Origin of the sequence: Bacillus methanolicus PB1 (assembly GCF_000262755.1) — a bacterium.
Lineage (GTDB): Bacteria > Bacillota > Bacilli > Bacillales > Cytobacillaceae > Bacillus_Z > Bacillus_Z methanolicus.
The window spans coordinates 986,967-1,008,717 of record NZ_AFEU01000001.1; the positions used below are offsets into that span (position 1 = coordinate 986,967).

Genomic DNA, 21,751 nt, shown 5'->3' on the forward strand with positions numbered 1-21,751 from the left:
TATACTTAAATAAAATTTCTTTTCGTTAAGTAGCTGATTAACTGCTCGACACATTCTTCAATTGAAAAACGATCTGTTTCAAGTACAACCTCTGGATTCTCCGGTTCCTCATACGGAGAGTCAATGCCGGTAAAATTATTTATCAATCCATTTCGTGCTTTTTGATAAAGACCTTTTGGATCTCGGTTTTCACATACTTCTATTGGGCATTTAACGTAAACCTCGATAAATTCATCTTCTTCCAGGAGATTTCGGACGAGCTTACGGTCCTCCTTAAACGGTGAAATAAACGCAGTTAAAACAACCTGGCCGCTGTCAACGAATAATTTAGCCACTTCCCCGATCCTGCGGATATTTTCTTTTCTGTCTTCCTCCGAAAAACCAAGATCTTTGTTTAAACCATGGCGGATATTATCGCCATCAAGCACATAGTTGCTGATTCCGTTTTTATAAAGCTCCTTTGCCAATTGGTTCGCCACTGTCGATTTTCCTGAGCCTGACAGTCCCGTAAACCAAATAACAAAACTATGATGGGCGTTTTGCACCCTTCGAAATTCTTTTGTAATAGATAATTCATGCCATGTAACGTTTGAGCTTGCAGCCAATATGAGTCCTCCTTTTTCCGTTATACTTGTACCGCTGTTTTCTTCATTCCTTTAATCAACACTTCTATTACTTCTTTCCGGCTGAAGGTGCTTGGCGGGATTTCCCCATTGCGCAGCATCTCTCTGACTTTTGTTCCGGATAAAATAACATGATGTTCTTTATCATGCGGACATGTTTTCGTTGATGCCATGTTTTCGCATTTATTGCAATAAAAGCTATGTTCATAGAATAAAAGAGTGATCCCAAGTTCTTCTTCCGTGAAGTTACTGAAAATCTTTTGGGCATCATACGTTCCGTAAAAGTTTCCTACACCCGCATGATCCCGGCCTACAATAAAATGGGTGCAGCCGTAATTTTTTCTTACAAGTGCGTGGAATACAGCTTCCCTTGGTCCGGCATATCTCATGGCAGCCGGAAACACTGATAGAAATACTCGGTCTTTAGGGTAATAATGGTCAAGCAAAACCTGATAGCTTTCCATCCTTATATCAGCGGGGATATCATCGGACTTCGTTTCACCAACGAGCGGATTCAACAATAGCCCATCTACAATTTCAAGTGCCGATTTTTGAATATATTCATGGGCTCTGTGAACCGGATTCCTTGTTTGAAAGCCGACAACTGTATTCCATCCCTTTTCTTGAAAAACCTTTCTCGTATCTTTGGGATCCAGATAAAATTCCTGAAACTTTTCGCGTTCAATTCTTTTTACTAGCTGGATTTCTCCCCCAATGTAAACGTTGCCTCTGTTGTACAGTTTTTGAACGCCGGGATGTTCATCACTTTCAGTTCGATATACAGCCAATGCTTCCTTTCTTTTGTCAGGTTCATATATATCGGAAACCTTTATCACTCCGTACGAAATCCCATTGTTCACCAGCCTTGCTTCTTCACCTATTGATATGTTTTTAGCCTGCTCCTCTGTCACCGGCAGTGTAATCGGAATGCTCCATACAATTCCGTTTGAAAGACGCATTTCTTCCACAACCGAGTCATAATCCTTTTGAGTCAAAAATCCTTCTATCGGGCTATAGCCTCCGGTACCGATCAACTCCAGATCGCTTAATGCAATACCATCCAATTCAATTTCTTTTTCAATATGGTAAATATTGTGATCGGGGTTCCAACGGTTGATCAATGTTCCCCCATGCGGTTTACTTAAAGTCATTGTTATTCCTCCCAATTGTATTCATTTCTGGAATGAATGAAATATTTATGTTTACTGGCCTCATGTATGCAGTCCGCATTCGGTTTTCCCTGTCCCGCTCCAGCGCCCCGACCTTAAATCAGCTTCATTTATTACAGGTTTAGTGCATTTTTCACACCCAATGCTCGGGTATCCTTGGTCATGCAAAATGTTATATGGCAGCCCTTGTTTATGGGCATAGCGCCAGACATCCTTCCATGTCCAATGGATGAGCGGACAAATTTTTATCGATTTGAATTTATTGTCTTTATTAATGAATTGAGTGTTCTTTCTTGTTTCAGACTGTTCCCTTCTTAAGCCCGATAACCAGGCTGATGCTCCTGAAAGGACTTCATTTAGCGGGATCACTTTTCTTATTTCACAGCATTTGTTCGGCTCTCTCTCCCATAATTTATCTCCGTACTGCAAGGCCTGTTCTTCAAGTGTAAGCGCAGGCTTCTTTATCTCTATCCGCAATCGTGGATACCGGTTCTTTACCTTTTCTATTAATTCATACGTCTCTTTGAAATGAAGATCAGTATCTAAGAAAACTACCCTTGCCTGCTCATAAACTTTTGAAATTAAATCAATCATGACAATTCCTTCAATCCCAAAGCTGCAGGCATATACCAATTCATCTCCATAGTGGGAATAGGCCCACTCCAAAACCTCCAAAGCCCCTTTTGTTTCATTATCTATTGAAAAATCTACAGGGGTAAATGTTTCAAAATTTTCGTATACCAATAAATTACTCATATTAACTGCCTCCAATAAAAAAAGCAGTATTAACAAAAGATCATTGATGATCATCGTTAATACCGCCTCTAGTTTGTCTAGTCAGCTTAGTATTTCTTATTTATTTGTGATTAAGAAATGTGCAAGCTCCTTGTTTTGCCCGGCAGCTGTTTACGGGCTTGCCTGTGAAGCCGTTTTTGTCTTCCTTAGCAGGATCGACGCGACTTCGAGCTGCCAAAGCACCACTTTATCAAATCATGTTTTTCTCAAGATGCTCGAGTAAGTCTTTTCAAGGATGAAAACTGGCCAGGCGCTTGATGTTAGACATCGTGGCTAAACCATTAGTGTTTATCTGCTTTAAACAATATAAAACTATAAAACATAAAATTCTTTCCATTTTGGAAAGAATTATCAGGTAAAGTATTGATATAAACCTTATCTTCCAAAATGATTTACATTTTGTTGGATTTAGCACCTTGCTGAATTTGCAGGTTGCCGGGTTTCATAGGGCCAATTCCCTCCACCGCTCTTGATAAGTCTGATTATTATTAATAATAACAAAATTATTTATAATGTCAATACAGTTTTCATATAAAGTTTATCGGAAATGTATTTTTTTAAGGGGTCTTGCCCTTGTCCTTTAACGCTTTAATGCGACTATGGAGCCAGACCGCTTTTTTCATGATAATACTGAGCCAGGGATATAATTGCACTTCCCATTCGTTCATATTCAGGAACGACTATCCGTTCAATACCTTCTTCTTTTAAAGCTTGAGCGGTAACTCTTCCTACCGCAACAGCAATAACATTATCAGCGAAAGCCTTCAGAATGTCTTGCTCGACACCCTTTTCCCGGACATAACTCATGAAAAACCTGGCCTGCGGTCTACTTGTAAAATTGACGGCATCAATATCCCCGCTCAATATTTCAGAGACTAATTGTTCCATCACTTCAGGATTCGGAGGAACATGTTTATACGGAAGAATCTCCCTATACTCGCACCCTTGCTCATCCAGCCATTGAATAAGCGTCGGAGCAGGATCCCCATGTAATTGCAAAGCTACTTTGCATCCTTTCAAATCATGAACAGCAAGCTGCCTTAATAACCCGGCTGTACTTCCATCATCATCGCGGACGATCGGTGTAATCTCCATTTTTTTTAGAAAATTAACGGTTTTATAACCCCTGGCTGCGACATTTGCCTTCCTTAAAGCTTCAATAAATTGTTGTTCATATCCCATTTTTCCTGCAATGTTATAAAGTGTATCCATACCTATACCTGTCGTACAGATTATCCAATCAAAGCTTCCTGATACTAAAGATTTTATGTCTGATTCAACATTCGAATCATCAAGAAGAACGGTGCCTTGGGCAGGTCGTACAAGCGGGATTCCCCCAAGATTTTCAATAATTTTACTTAATTCTTCATTTTTACGCTGCCCTACTAAAGCAATTCTTTTTCCAGCTAATTTTTTCAAAATTAATCGCCCATCCTTATCGATATTTTGGTTGGAACTGCTATTAACTTTCCTCCAATTTTTTTATCGTTGCAAGATCAATCATTTCAATTAATAGATTATTAGGCAAACAGTATGATCCCTCCTCATATGATTGGATTTTACTGAAAATTATTTATATTCATTTTAATGAAAAAGCATTTTAATTTAAAGGGGCAGTGTGAAAAAAAGAGTCAGACACCCCTCATGGACGATTTTCTTTGATGGGTGTCCGGCACTTTATTAAGTTTTTTAAACGGTGATATAATATTGAAAAAACCGGAGGTGTGCCCGTGAGAACCCCTGATGAATCTAAAAGATATACCTACAAAGATTGGTTGGATTGGGAAGGCCGTTGGGAACTCATTTATGGTAAAGCGTACAATCTGACCCCTGCTCCATCTTCAGAACATCAATTTATTGCAGGAGAACTGTTCCATCGTTTAAAACTTTTCTTCGGAAACAAGGATTGTCATGTGATGATATCTCCTTTTGATGTATATCTTAGTGAAAACAATGATTTTGAAAACCCCGACCATGTGGTTCAGTCTGACATTTCTGTGATTAGCAATAAAAATCAGATCGTGAAAAAAGGAAGCTATGGTGCACCATCGTTGGTTGTAGAAGTTTTATCTCGTTCAACTGCATTGAAAGATTATAATGAAAAATTTAATATTTATCAGCAATTCGGCGTTAACGAATATTGGATTGTTGATCCAACAAACAAAATCTGCCACGTTCACGGCTTACTATATCCGCTTGAGCATCGTATTCATCATATCGCAATGTAACCGTTTTGCCTTGTTCCCATCTTTCAGTACTCGATGAGAACCAAAAATTCCCGATTTTTGAAGGGTCTATAAATGCCTCAAATACTTCATTAGCCGGCTTTAATATTTTCATTTTTCGCAAGGTTTTTCATAAGATATCAACTCACTTTCAATGTATCTTATTGTTTCTCATCAAATCCTAATAAATCCTATTAAAATTCTGAACTTAAGAGCTAAAAAAGTGTCACCAAAACAGCCCCTATGGGTTATCCATGGGGCTATTAATTATTCCAGAAAAAAATTATAATTTATTGTTGACCCTCAGTGTAAATTTGAAAGGTTACACCAAACTTGTCCGTTACAATCCCGTAAGCAGGGCTAAAAAAGGTTTCCTGCAATGGCATTTTTACTTGGCCGTCTTGCTGCAAGGATTCAAAAATTTGGTTTGATTTTTCGATGTCGTTAGTTGTAATACAAATCGTAACTTGATCTCCAATTTGACTGGTTTGACCTGGAAATGTATCTGAAAACATGAGGTCCGTTTCGCCAACCTTTATCATTGCGTGTGCCACAAGTTCCTTTGCTTCTTTTGGCAAAGGAAATTCAGGATTTTCCGGCATTTCTCCAAAAGTTTGGTAAAAAAGGAGTTTCGCATCCAATGCCTTTTCGTAAAATTGGATAGCTTCCTTTGCATTACCGTTCATCATTAAATAGGGGGACAATCGTAATGTCATAATTAAACAGCTCCTTAGTTCTAATTTTTTTACAATACTTAAATAACTTCTAAACCTACATTTGGACTTGCAAGTGGTAGTAATCACTCTCCCATTATTACCTATAATTGTATTTTAAAACAGGGAACATATGTTCGTCAATAGGAACTTAATTAACTTTTTTCTTACTGATTTTTTAAATCGATTCATTATTTTCTAAGATGATAAGGGATTGTAGAAACTACAATATCCTTTCTCCATAAGAGCATGGTGCGTAAGAAAAATGCTGTTTGATTATGAAGAAATATATGCCACCATTTTTTTACAAAAAATTGAGGAATGAGAACAGTAATATACTTCCCTCTTTCACTTTCCTCTAGTGCATCAATATATTGAAGAAGCGGCATTAGCAAGCTTCGATAAGGTGAATGAACAGTGACAAGTGGAATATCAAGCCCTAATTCTTTCCACTTTTGCTCTGCCCGTTCTTTTTGATTCTTATCAAAATACACAGTAAGTGCCACTACATCATTCGATATACTTTTTGCATAGCCGATAGAGTTAATAGCTACCCGGCTTACGCTGGAGATTGGAATAATAACTTTAGATAGTGAAACCTTCACCATCTGTTTAGGATCTTGACCTTGAAGACTAAGTTGACTTGCTAAGTCAGAGTAATGACGATGAATTTTATGAAATAAAAACACCATACAAGGAATAGCCACCACTACCATCCAGGCACCGCTTTGAAATTTCGCCACAGCCGTTATGATCGTAACAATTCCAGTTATAATCATCCCTATCCCTACAACAAAGATTCTGGACCAAACCTTCTGTTGTGACTTTCGTTCTAAAAAATACTTGATCAATCCATATTGTGCAATGGAAAAAGACAAGAATACACCAACTGCATAAAGTGGTACGAGTGCATGTGTTTCTCCTTGGAAAATGATGATTAAAAGGATAGCCAATACACTCAAAAAGATAATTCCATTGGAGAATACTAATCGATCCCCTCGTTTCGTTAGATTTCTTGGGAGGTATCCATCTTGTGCAATAATAGAAACAAGCTGTGGAAAACCAGCAAAAGCAGTATTGGCAGCCAAAAATAAGATTAGCATGGTAAATATTTGAATAAAGTAGTAAAAAAATCCATTTCCAAAAACGTGGTTTGCGATTTGGGATACGACAGTTACATTTTCTTTTGGTTCAACACCAAAGCCATTGGCCAATAGTGTAATCCCAAAGAACATGATCCCTAGCAAAAAAGACATCCAAAACATAGTAACAACGGCGTTTTTAGAGCTAGGCTCACGGAAAGCAGGAACTCCGTTGCTAATGGCCTCTACACCTGTTAATGCAGAACAACCAGAAGCAAAAGCCCGTAATAGCAAAAAGGTTGTTCCTAACGAAGAGAATAAGGAAAAATGCTCTGCATCATGTGGAACAGCTAAATGATGCCAATTTCCAGCTTGCAGTTTCCAAATTCCAACTCCAATCATGATAATGATCGACGCAACAAAGATATATGTAGGAAATGCAAAAATATTAGCAGACTCTCTGATACCTCTCAAATTAATAATCATTAATATAATGACGAGTATCACTGCAATCTCTACCCGATAAGGAAGCAAAGCAGGAAAAGCAGACAGTAAAGCAGCTACTCCAGAACAGATACTTACCGCAACAGTTAATACATAATCAATCATTAAAGCCGCACCAGCTGTCAGACTTGTGTTGCGTCCTATATGCTCACGGGCAACGATATAAGCTCCTCCTCCTGATGGGAAGCTGTGAATAATTTGGCGATATGAAAGCGTAACAATCAGAAGCAAGAACATGATGGAAAAAGCAATAGGAATAGAGTACATAAATGCTTGTGTACCAATTAAGACTAAAACAAGCAAAATTTCTTCCGTAGCGTACGCGACAGAAGAGAGTGCATCAGATGAAAATACAGCTAAAGCTTTCTTTTTTGTTAGCTTCTCTTCTGAAAGTTGTTTAGTTTGAATGGGTGGACCAATCAATAATCTTTTCCAATAATTCATTCCATAATTCCTCCATTAATACAATAATGGATTTTCATAAAGTTGAGACTAATAATGCGATCATCGCAATATCCTCATGACTTCCTCTCCTTTTAATTGACAAATGCTCCTTCTAGACGAACTTCAAGATGTTTTGTTCCACTTTTATCAACATCGTTGCCTCTTTTCAAACCATCACTCATTGATACTTTTTAAATAAGTTAACCAGTTCTCTGCAAATCTCCCTCAGCTCAATTCCACTCATGATATTCTTCTTTATCATTTTCCAATTTGTTATAAATAAGTCATTATATAAGGAAAATGTCTTTTTTTAAACAAAAAGCCAACAGGCGGTTATACCTGTCGGCTTTTTAGGCACAATAAATAACCTCCTCTCACGACGCTTACGAAGTTAGCTGACGGATTCGGGTGCTGAGAGTCACCCTACTCCTTCAGATTCCATGCAGATTCTGAAGGAGATTCACCCCATGTGGACCCAAATGGCACTGTTGGTTCCCCCGTTCCTATTAGGATTCAGCGGCTAAAGGTAAATGATGATCTTATTGAATTTGATCTAATCATACTCCTACATAAAATCATTGTAAAGACGCATTTTTAACGAAAAATAAGTAAAAAACATCCGTTTATCTTTATGTAAACGTTTTAAATAGAAGTTTTCTTTGCTAATCATTGATTTATGAATTATATTAGTTAGGATTAGGGCCTAGACATTATTTGGACCCAAAATGAACACAATACACCTAGTCTGTAATTATATCGTGGAACATAATATATATAAATTAGTGAAACCTGTTAATTAACGAAAAAGGGGCTTCCTCATAAGCAAAGAGTCAGACCCCTCCAATACAATATATAGATAAACTCTGAGAAAGCCATTTTATATATTGTCATTGCTGTAGGGAGTCGGACCCTTATGAGTCAGCTACTATAAAATCTGAATGCTGCATCCTGGATGTTCGGCAAATTCATTTTACGATCTGAACCTTATCCCCTGTCTTTAAACCAGCCGCATTTGCTTCATCCGTGTCGATATGCATATCTAAAGCATATGTATCTTTTACTCTGATCAGGACTTTGTTGAATACAAGGCTTCTCTCTCCCTCTGTTTTTACACTTACATATTGGCCATTGTTAACTCCGAATTTCTCTGCATCTTCAGGAGTCATGTGAATGTGCCTTTCTGCTATAATGACCCCTTCCTCAATTTCCAATTCTCCATTAGGGCCAACGATTTTAATCCCCGGAGTCCCAAGTATGTTTCCTGAAGAACGAAGCGGGGCTTCCACTCCTAATATATAGGAATCAGTCTTGGAAATTTCTAATTGTGTAAAGTTTCGCAGCGGGCCCAAAATTCTTACATTAGGGAACTCCCCTTTCGTCCCAACTACTTTTACTGTCTCGTTTGCTGCAAACTCACCGGGCTGAGTAAGATCTTTCATTTTTGTCAACTCATACCCCTTACCAAATAAAACATCCATGTGCTCTCTTTTTAAATGAATGTGCCGGTTTGATACTCCTACTGGAATCAGCATAATGAACCCTTCTTTCTTTTATTATTTCTATTAATAATGTTTCCGTTATCCGATAAAAAAACCTATTTGAAATAATTAAAAAAACGAACTCCTTGGTTTTAACAAAAGAAGGGCACACAAAAATAATCGCTTTAACTATTAAACGAGACTGAATAGAACCTGTCTGCCGTCGCCAAACGAACGAAAATTACCCGCTATACCCTTTATCGGAAGCTAAAAAATATGTGATTCCCGGTTAATTTCTTCACCATTGCCAAAGAGAGGACATCTTTTTTTATGTTTTTTTAAAAAGATAAAGATGACCTCTTCGAAGGAAATTTTTAGTTCCCTTTAGGTCATCCTCTGTGTTTCAATAGATAGCCTAAACTGTAACTAATTTTTTCGATGGTTTTTGCCAATATTGTTCATTTCCAGGCAAGTCATCAAACCAAGCAGCATCTTTTGGACAGTCCAAAACCATAAATTTTCCATATTTTTCATCATCTCTTGACTGATGATATTTCAAATATGCTTTGCCATTTTCGATTGCCAATATTTCAATTTTTCCTGAGGAATGGCTCATAACGAGGCGAACACGTTTCCCTAATCCTGATGTTCTTGCTTTTGCTTGTTCAACTATTTGATATACTTCTTTCAGCGGCAATACAAAATCACTGTTGCCTGCTACCGGTCTATTAATAAAGAAGTAATATGGTGTTACTCCTGCCCATGAAAGTTTATTTAATAATTCACCTAACACTTCTGAATCATCATTTATTCCTTTTAAGACAGGAGTTTGGTTCACAACAATAACTCCGGCATCGTGAAGAGCTTTAAAGGCTTTGCGTGCTTCTTCTGTAATTTCACGCGGATGGTTTACATGTGCCATTACATAAATGCGTTTTTCCGGTGTGGAATATTCACGAAACATATCAAGCAGTTCTTGATCTTCATGAATTCTCATAGGATTAAAAACAGGCAATTTTGAACCGAAACGAATAATTTTAACATGGTCAATAGCCCGCAATCTTTCTACAATCTGTCTAATTTTTTTAGTTGCCAAAATAAGAGAGTCTCCGCCAGTCAATAAAACATTATTAATTTCAGGTGTTTGTGCAATATATTCTATTCCAGGCGTTACATCTGACATAGCTTCTTTTACATCACTGCGAAACAATCGCTTTCGGAAACAAAATCTACAATATGCTCCACAAACCTCTGAAACAACGAGTAATGCAGTCGTTTTATACTTGTGTTGACACCCCGGCACCACATAGTTTGCCTCCTCATCGGAAGCATCCCAGCTGCCATATTCGTTTAATTCTCTTCCATTCGGTATAACCAACTTCCGTATAGGGTCGTTCGGATCATCCCAGTTAATCAAATTAAGATAATACTCATTCACTCTAAATACATATTTGTTAGTGATTTCTTTTAATTTTTCTCGTTCTTCCTTAGGAATTTGAGTGATTTTTTCAATATTTGTAATATACTTCGGTTGTGCCATCATACCACCCTCCTTAAAAAAATGCTTTTTTAATAAAATTAACAAAAATATGGAAAAGATGCAAAAATTAAGAGTTGATATGGTTTTTTACTGCAAAAAATACACCTTAAAGAAATGAGGAAGGGATAGGAGTAAGAGAAACAAAGTGAAAGAAATCTAGCATTCTGATATTCAAAGATGCACTATAACAAGAATTTTGAATCAAACTTTTTAAAGAATTCTATCATAATTTTTATTGGGAAGGCAATTGAAATGGCATAGTTAGCTTCAAGCACCTCAATTTTATAATTCTTTGATAGTTTTCTTAAAAATGCCTGAAATAGGTTATATATATAATTCCTTCCCCTTTTCCCTCCATATCTCACTTTCATTCCCTTTATAACCAGTTCCATTTTCTTTCATTCCATACACAAGTCACCATGTAACAGGAATTTCAAAGAATTATTAGGTCATTAGTTTGTTAGATAATCTCACAAAAAATAAACAAAATTTCCTATAATATATTAAACTATATAGAAAAAAAAGTTAGGAGTGCCAATTTTATGGGGTTCTTTGGCTGGTTAGATTTTTGGGAAGGTCTTCCTCTATGGTGGTCCTACAAATTAAATCAAAAAGACAGCGCGACAGTAGAAGAAATATTTGAAGGGATTGCCAAAACGCGCGTAACACTGTTAACAGATTGGGCGCATGAACAATGGGGTTTCCTGGAAAAAACGTCCATGGAATTATCCTATTACTCTGAGAATAATATTAACCATTATCTGGAAAATAAGCTTCAAAAAAGCGTTTATTTCACTGAATTGTTTTTACTGGATGAAAGAGGAAAGATTATATTCTCTTCTTACCCAAAGCACAGGGGCTTTACCTATACAGGGGAGCGTTACAAAATATACAGGCAAGCCATAAATCAAGTGTTTCGAACGAAACAAAACATGTTATATGGGCCTTTCTTGGATGACATGACTTTAGAAATCGGTCCACGGACATCGAAATTTCATGATAAAGTGACTCTTTTATTCTTACACCCCGTTATAAAAGAAGGGGAGCTCATCTATGTATTGGCTGGCCGAATTCCCAATGATGTAGTAGGTGACCTGATCCAGCGGGAAGCGGGGCATATATATCCAGACTCTGGCGATAATTATCTATTTATGGCGAAGTCAAACTTCGATCCTGCGATTGCACCAGGGATCGCTTTATCCCGTAGCCGGTTTGAAGACCGCACCTTCACACTGGGAGAAAACCTGAAGGATGGGATCAACACCAAACATTGGGGCGTAGTGAAAGTGAAAAATCACACGGAATTTGAAATCCGATTTACCGACCCGGCGACCAAGGAGCTGCATCCGGGAGTAATGAGCACCATTCGGAATGGTCAAAATTTATTTGTCCAATTCCCTGGCTACTCAGATTATCGTCACATCCCCGTTATTGGCAAGGGGATCACGTTCCAGCTCCCAGGATCACCGGATCTCTGGGGAATGATGTGCGAAGCAGATTTAGAAGAAGTTTACCGGAACCGATCGATCAGCTGGCAGCTGGGAAAGAAATTTGCCCTATTAACCTTCATAGGGATATTGCTGCATCTGGGGTTATCTGTTCTCCCTATTCACTCTTCGTTTACCCTGCTTTTTAGTGTATTGTATGGAATCATAGCAACTTACCTGTTTTGTAAAAAAGGAGTCGTTCCCATTGCTTCGCGTATGAAACAGATGACCGATATCATCCGGAAGATTGCAGAAGGCGGCGGAGATTTGACTACCCGCTTGGATAAAAGCTTGCTGTTCCATGATGAAACAGGGGAATTAGGACGATGGGTCAACAACTTGATTGATAGCCAGGACGAACTGATGAGCAAAGTCAAAACAGCCAGCCTTGATGTCGAACAGATCAATCAATCCTTACTGGAAAAAACGGCCCGTGTAGAGCGTGATTCCTTTCACGTTATCAAACAAATGGGTGAAATGTCCGAAGAAATGCAACGGCAATTGGAGGATGTTCACCAAGCTATGAATCAAGTCGACCAAATTAGCGATACGCTTCAAGGGCTGGAAAAACTGTCGCAAGAACAATTAGTAGAAGCCCAAGAACAAGTTGGAAACATTAACAGCAAAATGACCCATATCGTAGAAAAAGTTCATGAAACGTTAGCCTTAACGGACCACTTCAAGGAATTTTCCAATGACATCGGGCGCATTGTGGATACAATTAATAACATTGCCGAGCAAACCAATTTGCTTGCATTAAACGCCACGATTGAAGCTGCGAGGGCGGGAGAATATGGGCGCGGATTTTCAGTCGTGGCCCAGGAGATAAGAAAACTTGCTAACCAAACCACGACAGCAACAGAAGAAATCAGTAAAACGCTAGAAAAAATTGAGAGCAGTTCATTTATGGTTAAGGAAGCGATTCAAGAAAGCAGTGATGAGGTAGAAAAGGGATCGAACTTTATCAAGGCGGTCCAAGGTGTTTTAAGTTCTATGGCCCAAGCCTCGGCAACCCATCCTGATGTTACTGATCAAATGCGAAACATTATCAGCAATATTGCTAGGATTAATGAACGTAATGTAAAAACAGTTGGAAGCGTCGACCAATCTGCTGAAAAAATGGTAGATTTAATCCAAGATGCCCGATTTGACTCCGAACAGAGTTCCCTTATCGTATCAACGCTTCGCCGTTTGGTTGATAAATTCAAACTTACAGCGAATTAAGAAAGAAAACACACACTCTAGAATAACGATAAAGGAGTGTGTGTTTTTTTCAGGGAAAATATATTTACATTACCACTAATAGTTTCAATCCCTTATAGGTAAGATAAAAACTCTTCAGCCTGTTTTTATATGACGTGCCCTGCTTTGTTTCAATCCCTCATAGTTAAGATAAAAACCCAAAAAATCGGGCCCTCAAACCACTTGCAGAGCTTGCAACATATCCGCTTTCAGGTCTTCAATATGCTCGATGCCGACCGAAAAGCGTACGAAATTGGACGGAATCCCAGCAGTCCGCATTTGCTCCTCATTCATCACGCCTTCCCACATCGCTGCTGTATGTACCACTAGTGAATCGACCCCACCCAGGCTGACTGCGTTAAGCGACAGTTTCAATGCAGAAACGAAGCGCTGTGTCTCTTCGTAACCGCCTTTAATTGCAAAGGCGATCATCCCGCCGAAACCTCGCATCTGGCGTTTTGCCAACTCGTGTTGCGGATGGCTGGCAAGACCGGGATAATACACCCGCTCAATTTGCGGCTGCTCCTCCAAAAACTTGGCCAGGGCAAGAGCGTTAGCATTGATGCGTTCGACCCGAATCGGAAGGGTACGCAAACCACGCAATAGCAACCATGCGTCCATTGGGGAGAGAACCGAGCCGATTGAAATATGCGTGTGCCAAATACGCTCAGCTAATTCCTCGCTTGTACAAATCACACCCGCTGTCAAATCATGGTGACCGCCTAAATATTTCGTTGCGCTATGTACGACCACATCGACGCCCAAATCATGAGGTCGCTGATTAATCGGCGACGAGAATGTGTTGTCCGCCACAACGATGATGCCTCTCGGGCGGGCCAACTCCACTACGGCGGCTATATCTGTGATTACCAATGTTGGATTAGCTGGAGACTCTACCATGATTAACTTTGTATTGGGTCGAATAGCTTCAGCAAAGGCAGACACGTCGGCTTGCTCGACCAAGGTCACTTCAACACCAAATCGCGGCAGCATCTCGTCCATGATCTTGGCGGTACTCATATAATGCCGCGTCTGCGCAATCACATGGTCGCCTGCACTAACCAGCGCTAAAATTGTCGTAGCAATTGCCCCCATCCCTGAGCCAGTTACCAATGCTGTTTCTGTGCCTTCAAGCTCAGCCATTACCTTCTTTACCCGCTCGTGCACTGGATTGCCGTATCGAGTGTAATACTGAGGATGACGAGGAGTTCCTGCCATTTCCGCGAATTCGGCGGCATTATCTGCACGGAACGTGGCTGAGTAATAAATTGCAGGAGCCAGTGTCCGATCGTTTGTCACCCAATCATCGGCGTGTACTACTAAGGTTTCGTTTTGCAGTTCATCGAAATTCAGCTCTTTATGGTTATTACCTTTGTTCAAAATTCTCTCTCCTTTTCTTTAATTAGCTCCCTTTTATCTATTATTAATATCTTAAAAAAATTTTCCTTTAAATACAGAATATAATATATATAAGCTATATTCTACATTTTTGAAATGAACTTAAAAAAATTCAGGGAAAATAAATGTTTAACAAAAGGCTTGAGTAGATGGGGCAGTAAATATGAGGCTATTATTTTTGGGATCTTGGGTTTCAATACCGAATTTTCACTTTTTCATTGTCCAGGCTAACAGTATGCTTCAATAGTAAATAGGTTTATAGGGAGAAAATGAAGGGAAAGAAGACTTATTGTGTTCACAATAAAATTTGTTGCATTTATTTCTGATTTCTTGCTAACTCAAAACTAGGAAAAATGACTTCGAAATGTTGTAAAACCTCATAGGTAAGATAAAAACTTGACTGTAGGGGAGCATCCTCAAACGGCACATCATAGTTTCAATTCCTAATGGTTAAGATAAAATTCAAAAAATAGTTACAATAACAGCATTTTAATAATTGTCAAAATTATTTTGACTTTATTTTACCTTAAAATAAAAATGTTATCAATTTCCTATTTTTCTTTGACTGAGTCAAGTTTTTGTGGGTATTTTTCTTTTTGTACAGAGAGCTTATTTCATGACTTTTTATGTATACGATTTCTATTTACTTTATTTCCTGATTGCTAAGCGTTCTCGGTTTTTTAAAATCCTACCAGAGATTTCAATGCGTGATAAATAGGGGTTCCTGCTGATTGCTGTAAATATCTTAGGTTGTTCCGAGTTATTTCTTGCACTTGTTTCTTGTATTTTTCACTCAGTGTTTTTGCCTGTTGTTTCACATTTTTCTTTTCTTCTTCTTGATTCAGTGTTTCCCAGCGTCCCCAAAGTGTTTTAATAGACAATCCATCTTTGATCCCAATAAACACACTGACAAGGGCCATCAATCCTTTCTCATTCCAACTTCTCCCGCCTTTGATTCGTTTTGCAAATACACTCATTGTGGATTCTGCACTTCCCATTGGTCGCATGCCTTCTGTATCGATCCCCTGATCTTTCAACCATTCACGGTAATCTCGAAGGGCTTTTTTATGCTTTGTGAGAAAATCAATTAATTCTTCGAGTTTTTCGTCGGCCTCTGGTCCAAGAGTTCCCACTGCACTCGTTAACTCGACAAGCAGTTTTTCCGGATCATATTGGCTTAATGCTTTTTGCATTTCACGATATCGTGGATGATCTTTACATATAGCACGTATTTCTTTTGCCACGTGAAAACGGTCTAGACATAAAAGCAATTTTCTCGAAAATGATCCTGGCAAGCCGTAATCCAACTTGCTCCATCCCCATTGATAATCAGCTTGGTTTGTGTCGCATCATAGTCATAGTTGGTTTCAAGAAATGCTTTAAACCCTTCCCAGAATGATTCTTTTCCCAGGTGAAGATAGTGACGTTTATGAAGAAGCTTGACACGCTTACCGTTCTTCTCCCAGCCTTCATGTACGGCTGCGATTTTAAGTTCTTTTCTTCGTTTCTTATCGCCTTGGCGCTTTGTGTATAGCCCATCCACTTCGATAAATAAAACACGCGGAGCCAGTTTCTTTTTCTTCACGTCTACCTCCGTTTGAAGTAGATGCTGGCGAAGAGCTTCATGACTCATAACTTTATATCCAAGCAAAGATTCCAATTGTTTAACGGCATGCCGATAAGAAGGACCCGTAGCCGCGAGTTCTAAAGCCCACTCTTCCAACAATGGACTAAATCCTTTGGCTCCATCAAATTGAAGATATCGATCAAGCAAACAAAGATAACGGTTTTCTAAACAATCGCGATAATAATTTCGTTTAATGATGATAGGACCAAACGAGGTATCGATCTGGACTTCCCGTTTATCTTTCAGCTGAAATCTCTTTTTATCCCGATGTTTCGCAATCATCAAATCAATGTCCTCCAAGATCTCTTTCATGATTTTCCAAATGTTTGTTGGAGGACGATAAATAATCTTTTCTCAATCTCTTTAATTGTGGGGCATTTTTCGATAGAATGTTCCATGAGGGCTCCTCCTTTTTGTCTAGGTTCTTTTCAAACTCTACTGTACAAAAAGAGGGCCCTTTTTTCTTGTTTTTTGCTCAATCTACCGCGCTATCGCTTGGTGGCCTCTTCAATAGGTAAAGGATGTCCCCATCCTTCACCTATTGAAGAGGTTAATTTCTTTTACCCACAAACATTTTACTCATACCTGATATTACGTTAGCGAAAGAAATTGTATTTATCCAGTTGTATCACACGCAAGGCATCGTCACTTTGTGTGAAGTTAAAAGCAGTCCCTAGGCTGATAGTAAAATTTAAAACGTGTTTATTTGGCAATCCAATCCTTCAAATTGAAATCTTTTTTCGCAAATTCTTCTTCCACCAAAAACTTTTTTGTACCTTCAAGAAGTTTTATACCTTCTTCGGAAAGCGGATCTAATTTTAAATTATCTAGAGGCAATGAATCTTTCATTACTTCTACTGGATAACCAACTTGTTCAGATTGAAATTGATAAAACCCCTCCGGATTCTTTAACAAATCTTCTAATGCTTGCTTACGAACATCGTTCCATATTTTTGGGAGGTCTGGATATTTGGATAAGTAATCATCAGTAATTACGACAACGCTGCTACCCAGAAGTTCTGGGTGATCTTTAGCTTCATCAATAACAGGAAAACCTTTTGACTTTATAAGTGGACCAGAGTTTGTCGGGAAAGCATAGGCTGCAATATCTTTTCGTTCTAAAGCAGCTTCCGCGTCACTTGCCAACATATTTACAATTTTAACATCCTTATCCAATCCCTTTTCTTTTAGCAGCCCTATCAGGTAACGATACATGTACGAACCTAACTGAGTAGCTACAGTCTTCCCTTTCAATTCTTCGACAGATTTCACTCCATTTTTAGGAGTAATCAACCATACATTGCTGTTGATTGAAGTCTGGCTAATCAACTTTGTTTTCAGTCCGTTCGATTTGCCAACAATCGCAGGGGTGTCTCCTAATATACCTATATCCAATTCTCCTGCTGCAATTGCTTCATTTAGCGGCGGACCATTAGGAAAAGCATGGAATTCAAATTTTTCTATACCCTTCTTTTTTAACTCCTGCTGCAGTAATTTCTTCTGAATCGCCCACCCCTCAACTCCTGTAGGGATATTATCTTTACTTGATCCAACGTATCCGATACGCAGAACCGACGAATCCGAACTGCCTTTTTGCGCAGAACTTTGCGCGGCGGTTGTTTGGGAATCGTTCGAACACCCTATGATTCCGATAAGAAAAAAAGTTAGAAACAATATTCCGGTTAGTCCTTTTAAGACTCGTTTCTTTTTGTGATTGCTGGTCATTTCCATGAATTTTCCTCCTATGTCTTATTAATGTCCCGGCATCTTGCTCATTAACTGGAACATTTTATAGGAAGCGTCAAAGGCTGCACCAGCAATTCTGCCTTTTCCCCAACCAATCTCTTTCCGATAGCTTCCCAAAATCCCACTCTTAATAAGCTCTTCCTCTTGTACTCTTACTTCTTTTTCGGCATTCGGAGATACATACATTGCATCCACTGGGCAATATACTTCGCACATATAGCAAGTTTGGCAGTCTTTCTTACGAGCAATGACCGGTACATTTCCTTTTTCCTGGTCAAACACACCTGTAGGGCACACTGAAACACATAAACCACAGCTAATGCATCTTGATTCACTAATTAATTCAATCATCGTGTAATAACCTCCTTATGTTTTAACGACGATTCTGGTTTAACCCAGATTTTATCCAGTCCCCCTGTAAGAATTCGATAATGCTGAGCGGGATCTTGTTCTTGATAATCCAAACGTTTATGCATACCTCGTGTCTCTTTGCGCTCCAAGGCCGAGGAATACATCCAACGAGCAGTAGCCGTCATAGCGGCAGCTTCCCTTGCTTTAACTACATTGGCTTCATCTATCAAAATACCAGCCCGTATTTCTTTCCAAATCTGGTCAAGCCGCTGTAAAGAAGGCTGTAGCTTACTTTCAGTTCTAAATAGGTTAATATCGTATGGATTCACTTCTGCTTGTACGGCCTTTGTAATTTCATGGGAAACGGTTCCATATTGTGTATCTCTTTTGAAATTAGAAACAATCGGCGTGCTGGAAACTCCAACTACATTCCGTTTACTAGAATTTGCACCAAGCTTTAAGGCATATTCAGCTGCCGCTTCACCGGCCCATGAACCTGATGACATCGCCCAAGCTGCATTGTGACTACCTCCGCCTGTAAATCCGCCGCAGATGAATTCACGTGTGGCAGCATCTCCAGCTGCGTATAAACCAGGCACTTTAGTTGCACAATTCTCGTTCACGAGATGAATGCCGCCCGTTCCACGTACTGTTCCTTCTAATCTCAAAGTAATGGGAAAGCGCTGTGTAAATGGATTAATGCCTGCACGGTCAAATGGAAGGAAGAAATTAGGTTGTGCTTTGCGCATCCATTTCTGCATCTCGTCATCAGCTTTATCGAGCCTTGCATACACTGGCTGTGTTTGTAATGTTTTCGCAATCACGGATCGTCCTTTTTGAGATCCTGCTCCTTCAATTATCGAGCCATCCTCATAGTAAAAGGTAGCCCATGTATAAAACGCTGTTTTCGTAACAGAGGCAAAAGCTGGTGCAATAGCATAAGCATTTGAAAATTCCATTCCGGATAAGTTTGCCCCTGCTTCAGCAGCAAGCAAATAGCCATCACCTGTTAAAACGTTGCATCCCAACGCTTTACTAAGAAATGCACACCCACCAGTCGCAATAACGATAGCCCCCGACTTAACTGTCCATTGCTCACCTGTTGTGGTAAAAACCCCAGATGCTCCACCTACTCCATATTCATCCGCCAGAAGTTCCAAAGCCGGACTATGATCCCAGATTTTCACCCCAGCCTTTTTTACCTGTTTGCGCATCAAGCGCATATATTCGGGCCCCTGCAAACTATTACGATGTGGCTTTCCTTCATCATCTAGTGGAAAAGGATACTTCCATGCATCTAACTGATTGATATTGTCATAAGTTTTGTTTAGCACGGATGTCATCCATTTTCGATCAGCCAAGTACCCACCTAAAGCTTCCCTGCTTTTCATTGCAGCCTCCCGGTCCTCTGGAGTAGGGTTTACATACCAAACCCCAGTTCCGGATGGCGCTGTAGCACCGCTTGTTCCACAGTATCCCTTATCCACGAGAATGACCCTGGCTCCTTTTGAAGCCGCATTAATGGCAGCCCAAGCTCCTGCAGGGCCTCCACCGATAACGAGTACATCGGTTTCCAATTCTCTACCTTCGCTATTTTGCAAAGTTCCTCTTAAAAGCTGTTTCCCCATAAATAACCTCCTTGAAAATTAGATTGATAAAGTACTCATCATGTAACCTTTTACAAAAATAATCTTTAAATGGAACGAGAAATTTTAGGTTTTGAAAATTCTATTAAGTTAGACTCCTGCAATCCCATAACACGATCTAAAATCATCTTCTCTAAATAGGAGAAATGTGAGTCCTTTCTTCGTGGACGATTTAAAGTAATAGCAATATCCATTGTTACTTCACCATCTTCAATCAAGATAACGCGATCTGCTAAAGCAACAGCTTCACTAACATCATGGGTAACAAGAATAGCTGTAAAACCCTGTTGAAGCCACAATCTTTCAATTAATTGTTGCATTTCAATTCTAGTAAGTGCATCCAGCGCTCCAAGCGGTTCATCGAGAAGTAATAGACGGGGTTCTCCGGCAAGTGCACGAGCCAAAGCAATCCGTTGGCGCTGTCCACCTGAGAGAACAATCGGCCATTCATTGCCGCGATTTTCGAGCCCCACTAGGGTTAAAGCAACTTGAGCTTCTATTTTAGAACGTGATCTAGTCCCAATCTGGACATTCGTAAGCACCTTCTTCCATGGTAGTAGCCTTGAATCCTGAAACATAAATCGGGCATCTGCATGAATACTTTCCACAACCTCTCCATCCGTAATTACTCGCCCTTTGCTGGCCGGTTCAAGTCCAGCGATAAGTCTTAACAGTGTACTTTTTCCGCACCCACTTCGTCCTACTATGGCTATAAACTCACCTGACTTGATAGAAAGATTAATCTCCTTCAATACCATGTTTTCTCCAAAAGATTTTTCAACTCTTTCTAATTCAAGTGCCATTCCTTTCTGTTTTCTTTTCATAATGTTCACTCTCTCTTTCTTTTAAATTAAAATTCAAATATTAATGATTGAGTGAAGGGTTGTAATTAGGGTGCCATTGCAACCATTTCTTTTCAAAAAATTTAGCCACTAAATCGGATAGCTTCCCAAGTAATGCATATAGTAAGATGCTCAGTACAACGATATCCATATGCATAAATTCCCTGGCATTCATAGCCATGTAGCCAATTCCTGAATCCGCAGATATTGTCTCTGCTACAATAAGAGACAACCACATAATGCCCAGTGCATATCGGATGCCTACCAGAATGGATGGTAACGCACCGGGCAGGATCACCGTTACAAATAGATGAAATGAATGAAGACCGTATATTTTCCCCATTTCGATAAGTCCTTTATCAACGGATCGGATGCCATGAAAGGTATTAATATATATTGGAAATGAGACACCCAGCGCAACAAGAAACAGTTTGGATGATTCTCCAATCCCAAACCACAAAATAACGAGTGGAATGAGGGCCAAGTGAGGTATGGTCCTGATCATTTGGATTGAACTATCAAACAGTTTTTCTAAAATTCTAGAAAGTCCATTAATCATTCCAAATGCAAATCCAATACTACCTCCAATAACAAACCCGATAAAAGCTCTTCGTGCACTTATTCCAACATTATCTAACAAAGTCCCATCCTCACTTAATTGGATAAATGCCTGCACGACTTCAAGCGGTGTGGGCAAAATATTTTGGGAGATCAAACCATTTTGCCCTAACAATTGCCACAAAAATATTACGATAATCGGAACAATCCATACTGACCACTGATGAGCGATTATGTTTCGTATTAATTTCATTTCATCATCCCCTTCTTAAAGTAAAAAT

General features: G+C 39.2%; 20 protein-coding genes and 2 riboswitches. Of the genes, 3 read left to right on the forward strand and 17 right to left on the reverse strand.

Going from position 1 to position 21,751, the window contains the following annotated elements:
- Positions 1–5 precede the first annotated feature (5 nt).
- The 4 genes from cysC to PB1_RS04620 form a co-directional block, all read right to left on the reverse strand.
- Positions 6–605, reverse strand: a complete 600-nt coding sequence (cysC, locus tag PB1_RS04605) for an adenylyl-sulfate kinase (protein WP_003351047.1) — start codon at positions 603–605, stop codon at positions 6–8.
- 20 nt (positions 606–625) lie between these two features.
- A complete protein-coding gene (gene sat, locus PB1_RS04610) occupies positions 626–1,774 on the reverse strand; it encodes a sulfate adenylyltransferase (RefSeq protein ID WP_003351048.1) in 1,149 nt (382 codons plus the stop codon).
- A 60-nt stretch (positions 1,775–1,834) separates the two neighbouring features.
- Positions 1,835–2,548, reverse strand: coding sequence for a phosphoadenylyl-sulfate reductase (locus PB1_RS04615; protein ID WP_034644876.1), 714 nt, complete (start codon positions 2,546–2,548; stop codon positions 1,835–1,837).
- A gap of 411 nt (positions 2,549–2,959) precedes the next feature.
- Positions 2,960–3,066: riboswitch (SAM riboswitch) on the reverse strand.
- A gap of 118 nt (positions 3,067–3,184) precedes the next feature.
- Positions 3,185–4,006, reverse strand: coding sequence for a uroporphyrinogen-III synthase (locus PB1_RS04620; protein ID WP_003351050.1), 822 nt, complete (start codon positions 4,004–4,006; stop codon positions 3,185–3,187).
- A 311-nt stretch (positions 4,007–4,317) separates the two neighbouring features.
- Here PB1_RS04620 and PB1_RS04625 point away from each other — a divergent pair, with 311 nt between their 5' ends.
- Entirely contained in the window at positions 4,318–4,815 is a 498-nt protein-coding gene (locus PB1_RS04625; RefSeq protein WP_003351051.1) for a Uma2 family endonuclease, read from the forward strand.
- A 287-nt stretch (positions 4,816–5,102) separates the two neighbouring features.
- Here the strand turns inward: PB1_RS04625 and PB1_RS04630 are convergent, their stop codons facing one another.
- The 3 genes from PB1_RS04630 to pduL form a co-directional block, all read right to left on the reverse strand.
- Positions 5,103–5,528, reverse strand: coding sequence for a VOC family protein (locus PB1_RS04630; protein WP_003351052.1), 426 nt, complete (start codon positions 5,526–5,528; stop codon positions 5,103–5,105).
- Between the two features lie 188 nt (positions 5,529–5,716).
- Positions 5,717–7,555 carry an APC family permease gene (locus PB1_RS04635; protein WP_003351053.1) on the reverse strand — a complete coding sequence of 613 codons (1,839 nt, stop codon included), beginning with the start codon at positions 7,553–7,555 and terminating at the stop codon, positions 5,717–5,719.
- A gap of 366 nt (positions 7,556–7,921) precedes the next feature.
- A riboswitch (cyclic di-AMP (ydaO/yuaA leader) is annotated at positions 7,922–8,084 on the reverse strand.
- Between the two features lie 436 nt (positions 8,085–8,520).
- Positions 8,521–9,087 carry a phosphate propanoyltransferase gene (gene pduL, locus PB1_RS04640; RefSeq protein ID WP_003351056.1) on the reverse strand — a complete coding sequence of 189 codons (567 nt, stop codon included), beginning with the start codon at positions 9,085–9,087 and terminating at the stop codon, positions 8,521–8,523.
- 159 nt (positions 9,088–9,246) lie between these two features.
- On the opposite strand from pduL, the gene PB1_RS18500 reads away from it, so the two are divergent.
- On the forward strand, positions 9,247–9,315 hold the full coding sequence (locus PB1_RS18500) for a helix-turn-helix domain-containing protein (RefSeq protein ID WP_155816391.1): 69 nt from the start codon (positions 9,247–9,249) through the stop codon (positions 9,313–9,315).
- A gap of 133 nt (positions 9,316–9,448) precedes the next feature.
- Here the strand turns inward: PB1_RS18500 and PB1_RS04645 are convergent, their stop codons facing one another.
- Positions 9,449–10,573 (reverse strand): KamA family radical SAM protein, encoded by a 1,125-nt coding sequence (locus tag PB1_RS04645; RefSeq protein ID WP_003351057.1) that lies wholly within the window; start codon positions 10,571–10,573, stop codon positions 9,449–9,451.
- Positions 10,574–10,755: 182 nt separating this feature from the next.
- The gene (locus PB1_RS04650) at positions 10,756–10,965 is read right to left on the reverse strand and encodes a hypothetical protein (protein WP_003351058.1); all 210 of its coding nucleotides are present in this window, start codon (positions 10,963–10,965) and stop codon (positions 10,756–10,758) included.
- 150 nt (positions 10,966–11,115) lie between these two features.
- Between PB1_RS04650 and PB1_RS04655 the strand changes: the two genes are divergently transcribed.
- A complete protein-coding gene (locus PB1_RS04655; RefSeq protein WP_003351059.1) occupies positions 11,116–13,284 on the forward strand; it encodes a methyl-accepting chemotaxis protein in 2,169 nt (722 codons plus the stop codon).
- Positions 13,285–13,476: 192 nt separating this feature from the next.
- Here PB1_RS04655 and PB1_RS04660 read toward each other — a convergent pair whose 3' ends face one another.
- The 8 genes from PB1_RS04660 to ssuC all read right to left on the reverse strand — a co-directional run bounded on the left by PB1_RS04660 (position 13,477) and on the right by ssuC (position 21,723).
- Positions 13,477–14,682: a trans-sulfuration enzyme family protein gene (locus PB1_RS04660; RefSeq protein ID WP_003351060.1), complete on the reverse strand. Its 1,206-nt coding sequence runs from the start codon at positions 14,680–14,682 to the stop codon at positions 13,477–13,479.
- Positions 14,683–15,380: 698 nt separating this feature from the next.
- The gene (locus PB1_RS18505) at positions 15,381–16,007 is read right to left on the reverse strand and encodes a UPF0236 family transposase-like protein (RefSeq protein WP_420796282.1); all 627 of its coding nucleotides are present in this window, start codon (positions 16,005–16,007) and stop codon (positions 15,381–15,383) included.
- Positions 15,956–16,609: a UPF0236 family transposase-like protein gene (locus PB1_RS18510; RefSeq protein WP_420796289.1), complete on the reverse strand. Its 654-nt coding sequence runs from the start codon at positions 16,607–16,609 to the stop codon at positions 15,956–15,958. The genes PB1_RS18505 and PB1_RS18510 overlap by 52 nt, the downstream gene beginning before the upstream one ends.
- Before the next feature lie 420 nt (positions 16,610–17,029).
- Positions 17,030–18,058: an ABC transporter substrate-binding protein gene (locus PB1_RS04670; RefSeq protein WP_003351061.1), complete on the reverse strand. Its 1,029-nt coding sequence runs from the start codon at positions 18,056–18,058 to the stop codon at positions 17,030–17,032.
- A 21-nt stretch (positions 18,059–18,079) separates the two neighbouring features.
- On the reverse strand, positions 18,080–18,424 hold the full coding sequence (locus PB1_RS04675; RefSeq protein WP_003351062.1) for a 4Fe-4S binding protein: 345 nt from the start codon (positions 18,422–18,424) through the stop codon (positions 18,080–18,082).
- On the reverse strand, positions 18,421–20,052 hold the full coding sequence (locus PB1_RS04680) for an FAD-dependent oxidoreductase (protein ID WP_003351063.1): 1,632 nt from the start codon (positions 20,050–20,052) through the stop codon (positions 18,421–18,423). Before PB1_RS04680 ends, PB1_RS04675 begins: the two co-directional genes overlap by 4 nt.
- A 65-nt stretch (positions 20,053–20,117) precedes the next feature.
- A complete protein-coding gene (locus PB1_RS04685; protein ID WP_003351064.1) occupies positions 20,118–20,894 on the reverse strand; it encodes an ATP-binding cassette domain-containing protein in 777 nt (258 codons plus the stop codon).
- Positions 20,895–20,934: 40 nt separating this feature from the next.
- Positions 20,935–21,723 carry an aliphatic sulfonate ABC transporter permease SsuC gene (ssuC, locus tag PB1_RS04690; protein WP_003351066.1) on the reverse strand — a complete coding sequence of 263 codons (789 nt, stop codon included), beginning with the start codon at positions 21,721–21,723 and terminating at the stop codon, positions 20,935–20,937.
- Positions 21,724–21,751: the final 28 nt, after the last annotated feature.

What these genes read in the sequence shown, in the direction of transcription:
- sat (WP_003351048.1), bottom strand. Translation starts at nt 1,774, where the DNA reads ATGACTTTAAGTAAACCGCATGGGGGAACATTGATCAACCGTTGGAAC.
- PB1_RS04615 (WP_034644876.1), bottom strand. Translation starts at nt 2,548, where the DNA reads ATGAGTAATTTATTGGTATACGAAAATTTTGAAACATTTACCCCTGTA.
- PB1_RS04630 (WP_003351052.1), bottom strand. Translation starts at nt 5,528, where the DNA reads ATGACATTACGATTGTCCCCCTATTTAATGATGAACGGTAATGCAAAG.
- PB1_RS04635 (WP_003351053.1), bottom strand. Translation starts at nt 7,555, where the DNA reads ATGAATTATTGGAAAAGATTATTGATTGGTCCACCCATTCAAACTAAA.
- pduL (WP_003351056.1), bottom strand. Translation starts at nt 9,087, where the DNA reads ATGCTGATTCCAGTAGGAGTATCAAACCGGCACATTCATTTAAAAAGA.
- PB1_RS04645 (WP_003351057.1), bottom strand. Translation starts at nt 10,573, where the DNA reads ATGGCACAACCGAAGTATATTACAAATATTGAAAAAATCACTCAAATT.
- PB1_RS04650 (WP_003351058.1), bottom strand. Translation starts at nt 10,965, where the DNA reads ATGGAACTGGTTATAAAGGGAATGAAAGTGAGATATGGAGGGAAAAGG.
- PB1_RS04655 (WP_003351059.1), top strand. Translation starts at nt 11,116, where the DNA reads ATGGGGTTCTTTGGCTGGTTAGATTTTTGGGAAGGTCTTCCTCTATGG.
- PB1_RS18510 (WP_420796289.1), bottom strand. Translation starts at nt 16,609, where the DNA reads ATGATTGCGAAACATCGGGATAAAAAGAGATTTCAGCTGAAAGATAAA.
- PB1_RS04670 (WP_003351061.1), bottom strand. Translation starts at nt 18,058, where the DNA reads ATGGAAATGACCAGCAATCACAAAAAGAAACGAGTCTTAAAAGGACTA.
- PB1_RS04675 (WP_003351062.1), bottom strand. Translation starts at nt 18,424, where the DNA reads ATGATTGAATTAATTAGTGAATCAAGATGCATTAGCTGTGGTTTATGT.
- PB1_RS04680 (WP_003351063.1), bottom strand. Translation starts at nt 20,052, where the DNA reads ATGGGGAAACAGCTTTTAAGAGGAACTTTGCAAAATAGCGAAGGTAGA.
- PB1_RS04685 (WP_003351064.1), bottom strand. Translation starts at nt 20,894, where the DNA reads ATGAAAAGAAAACAGAAAGGAATGGCACTTGAATTAGAAAGAGTTGAA.
- ssuC (WP_003351066.1), bottom strand. Translation starts at nt 21,723, where the DNA reads ATGAAATTAATACGAAACATAATCGCTCATCAGTGGTCAGTATGGATT.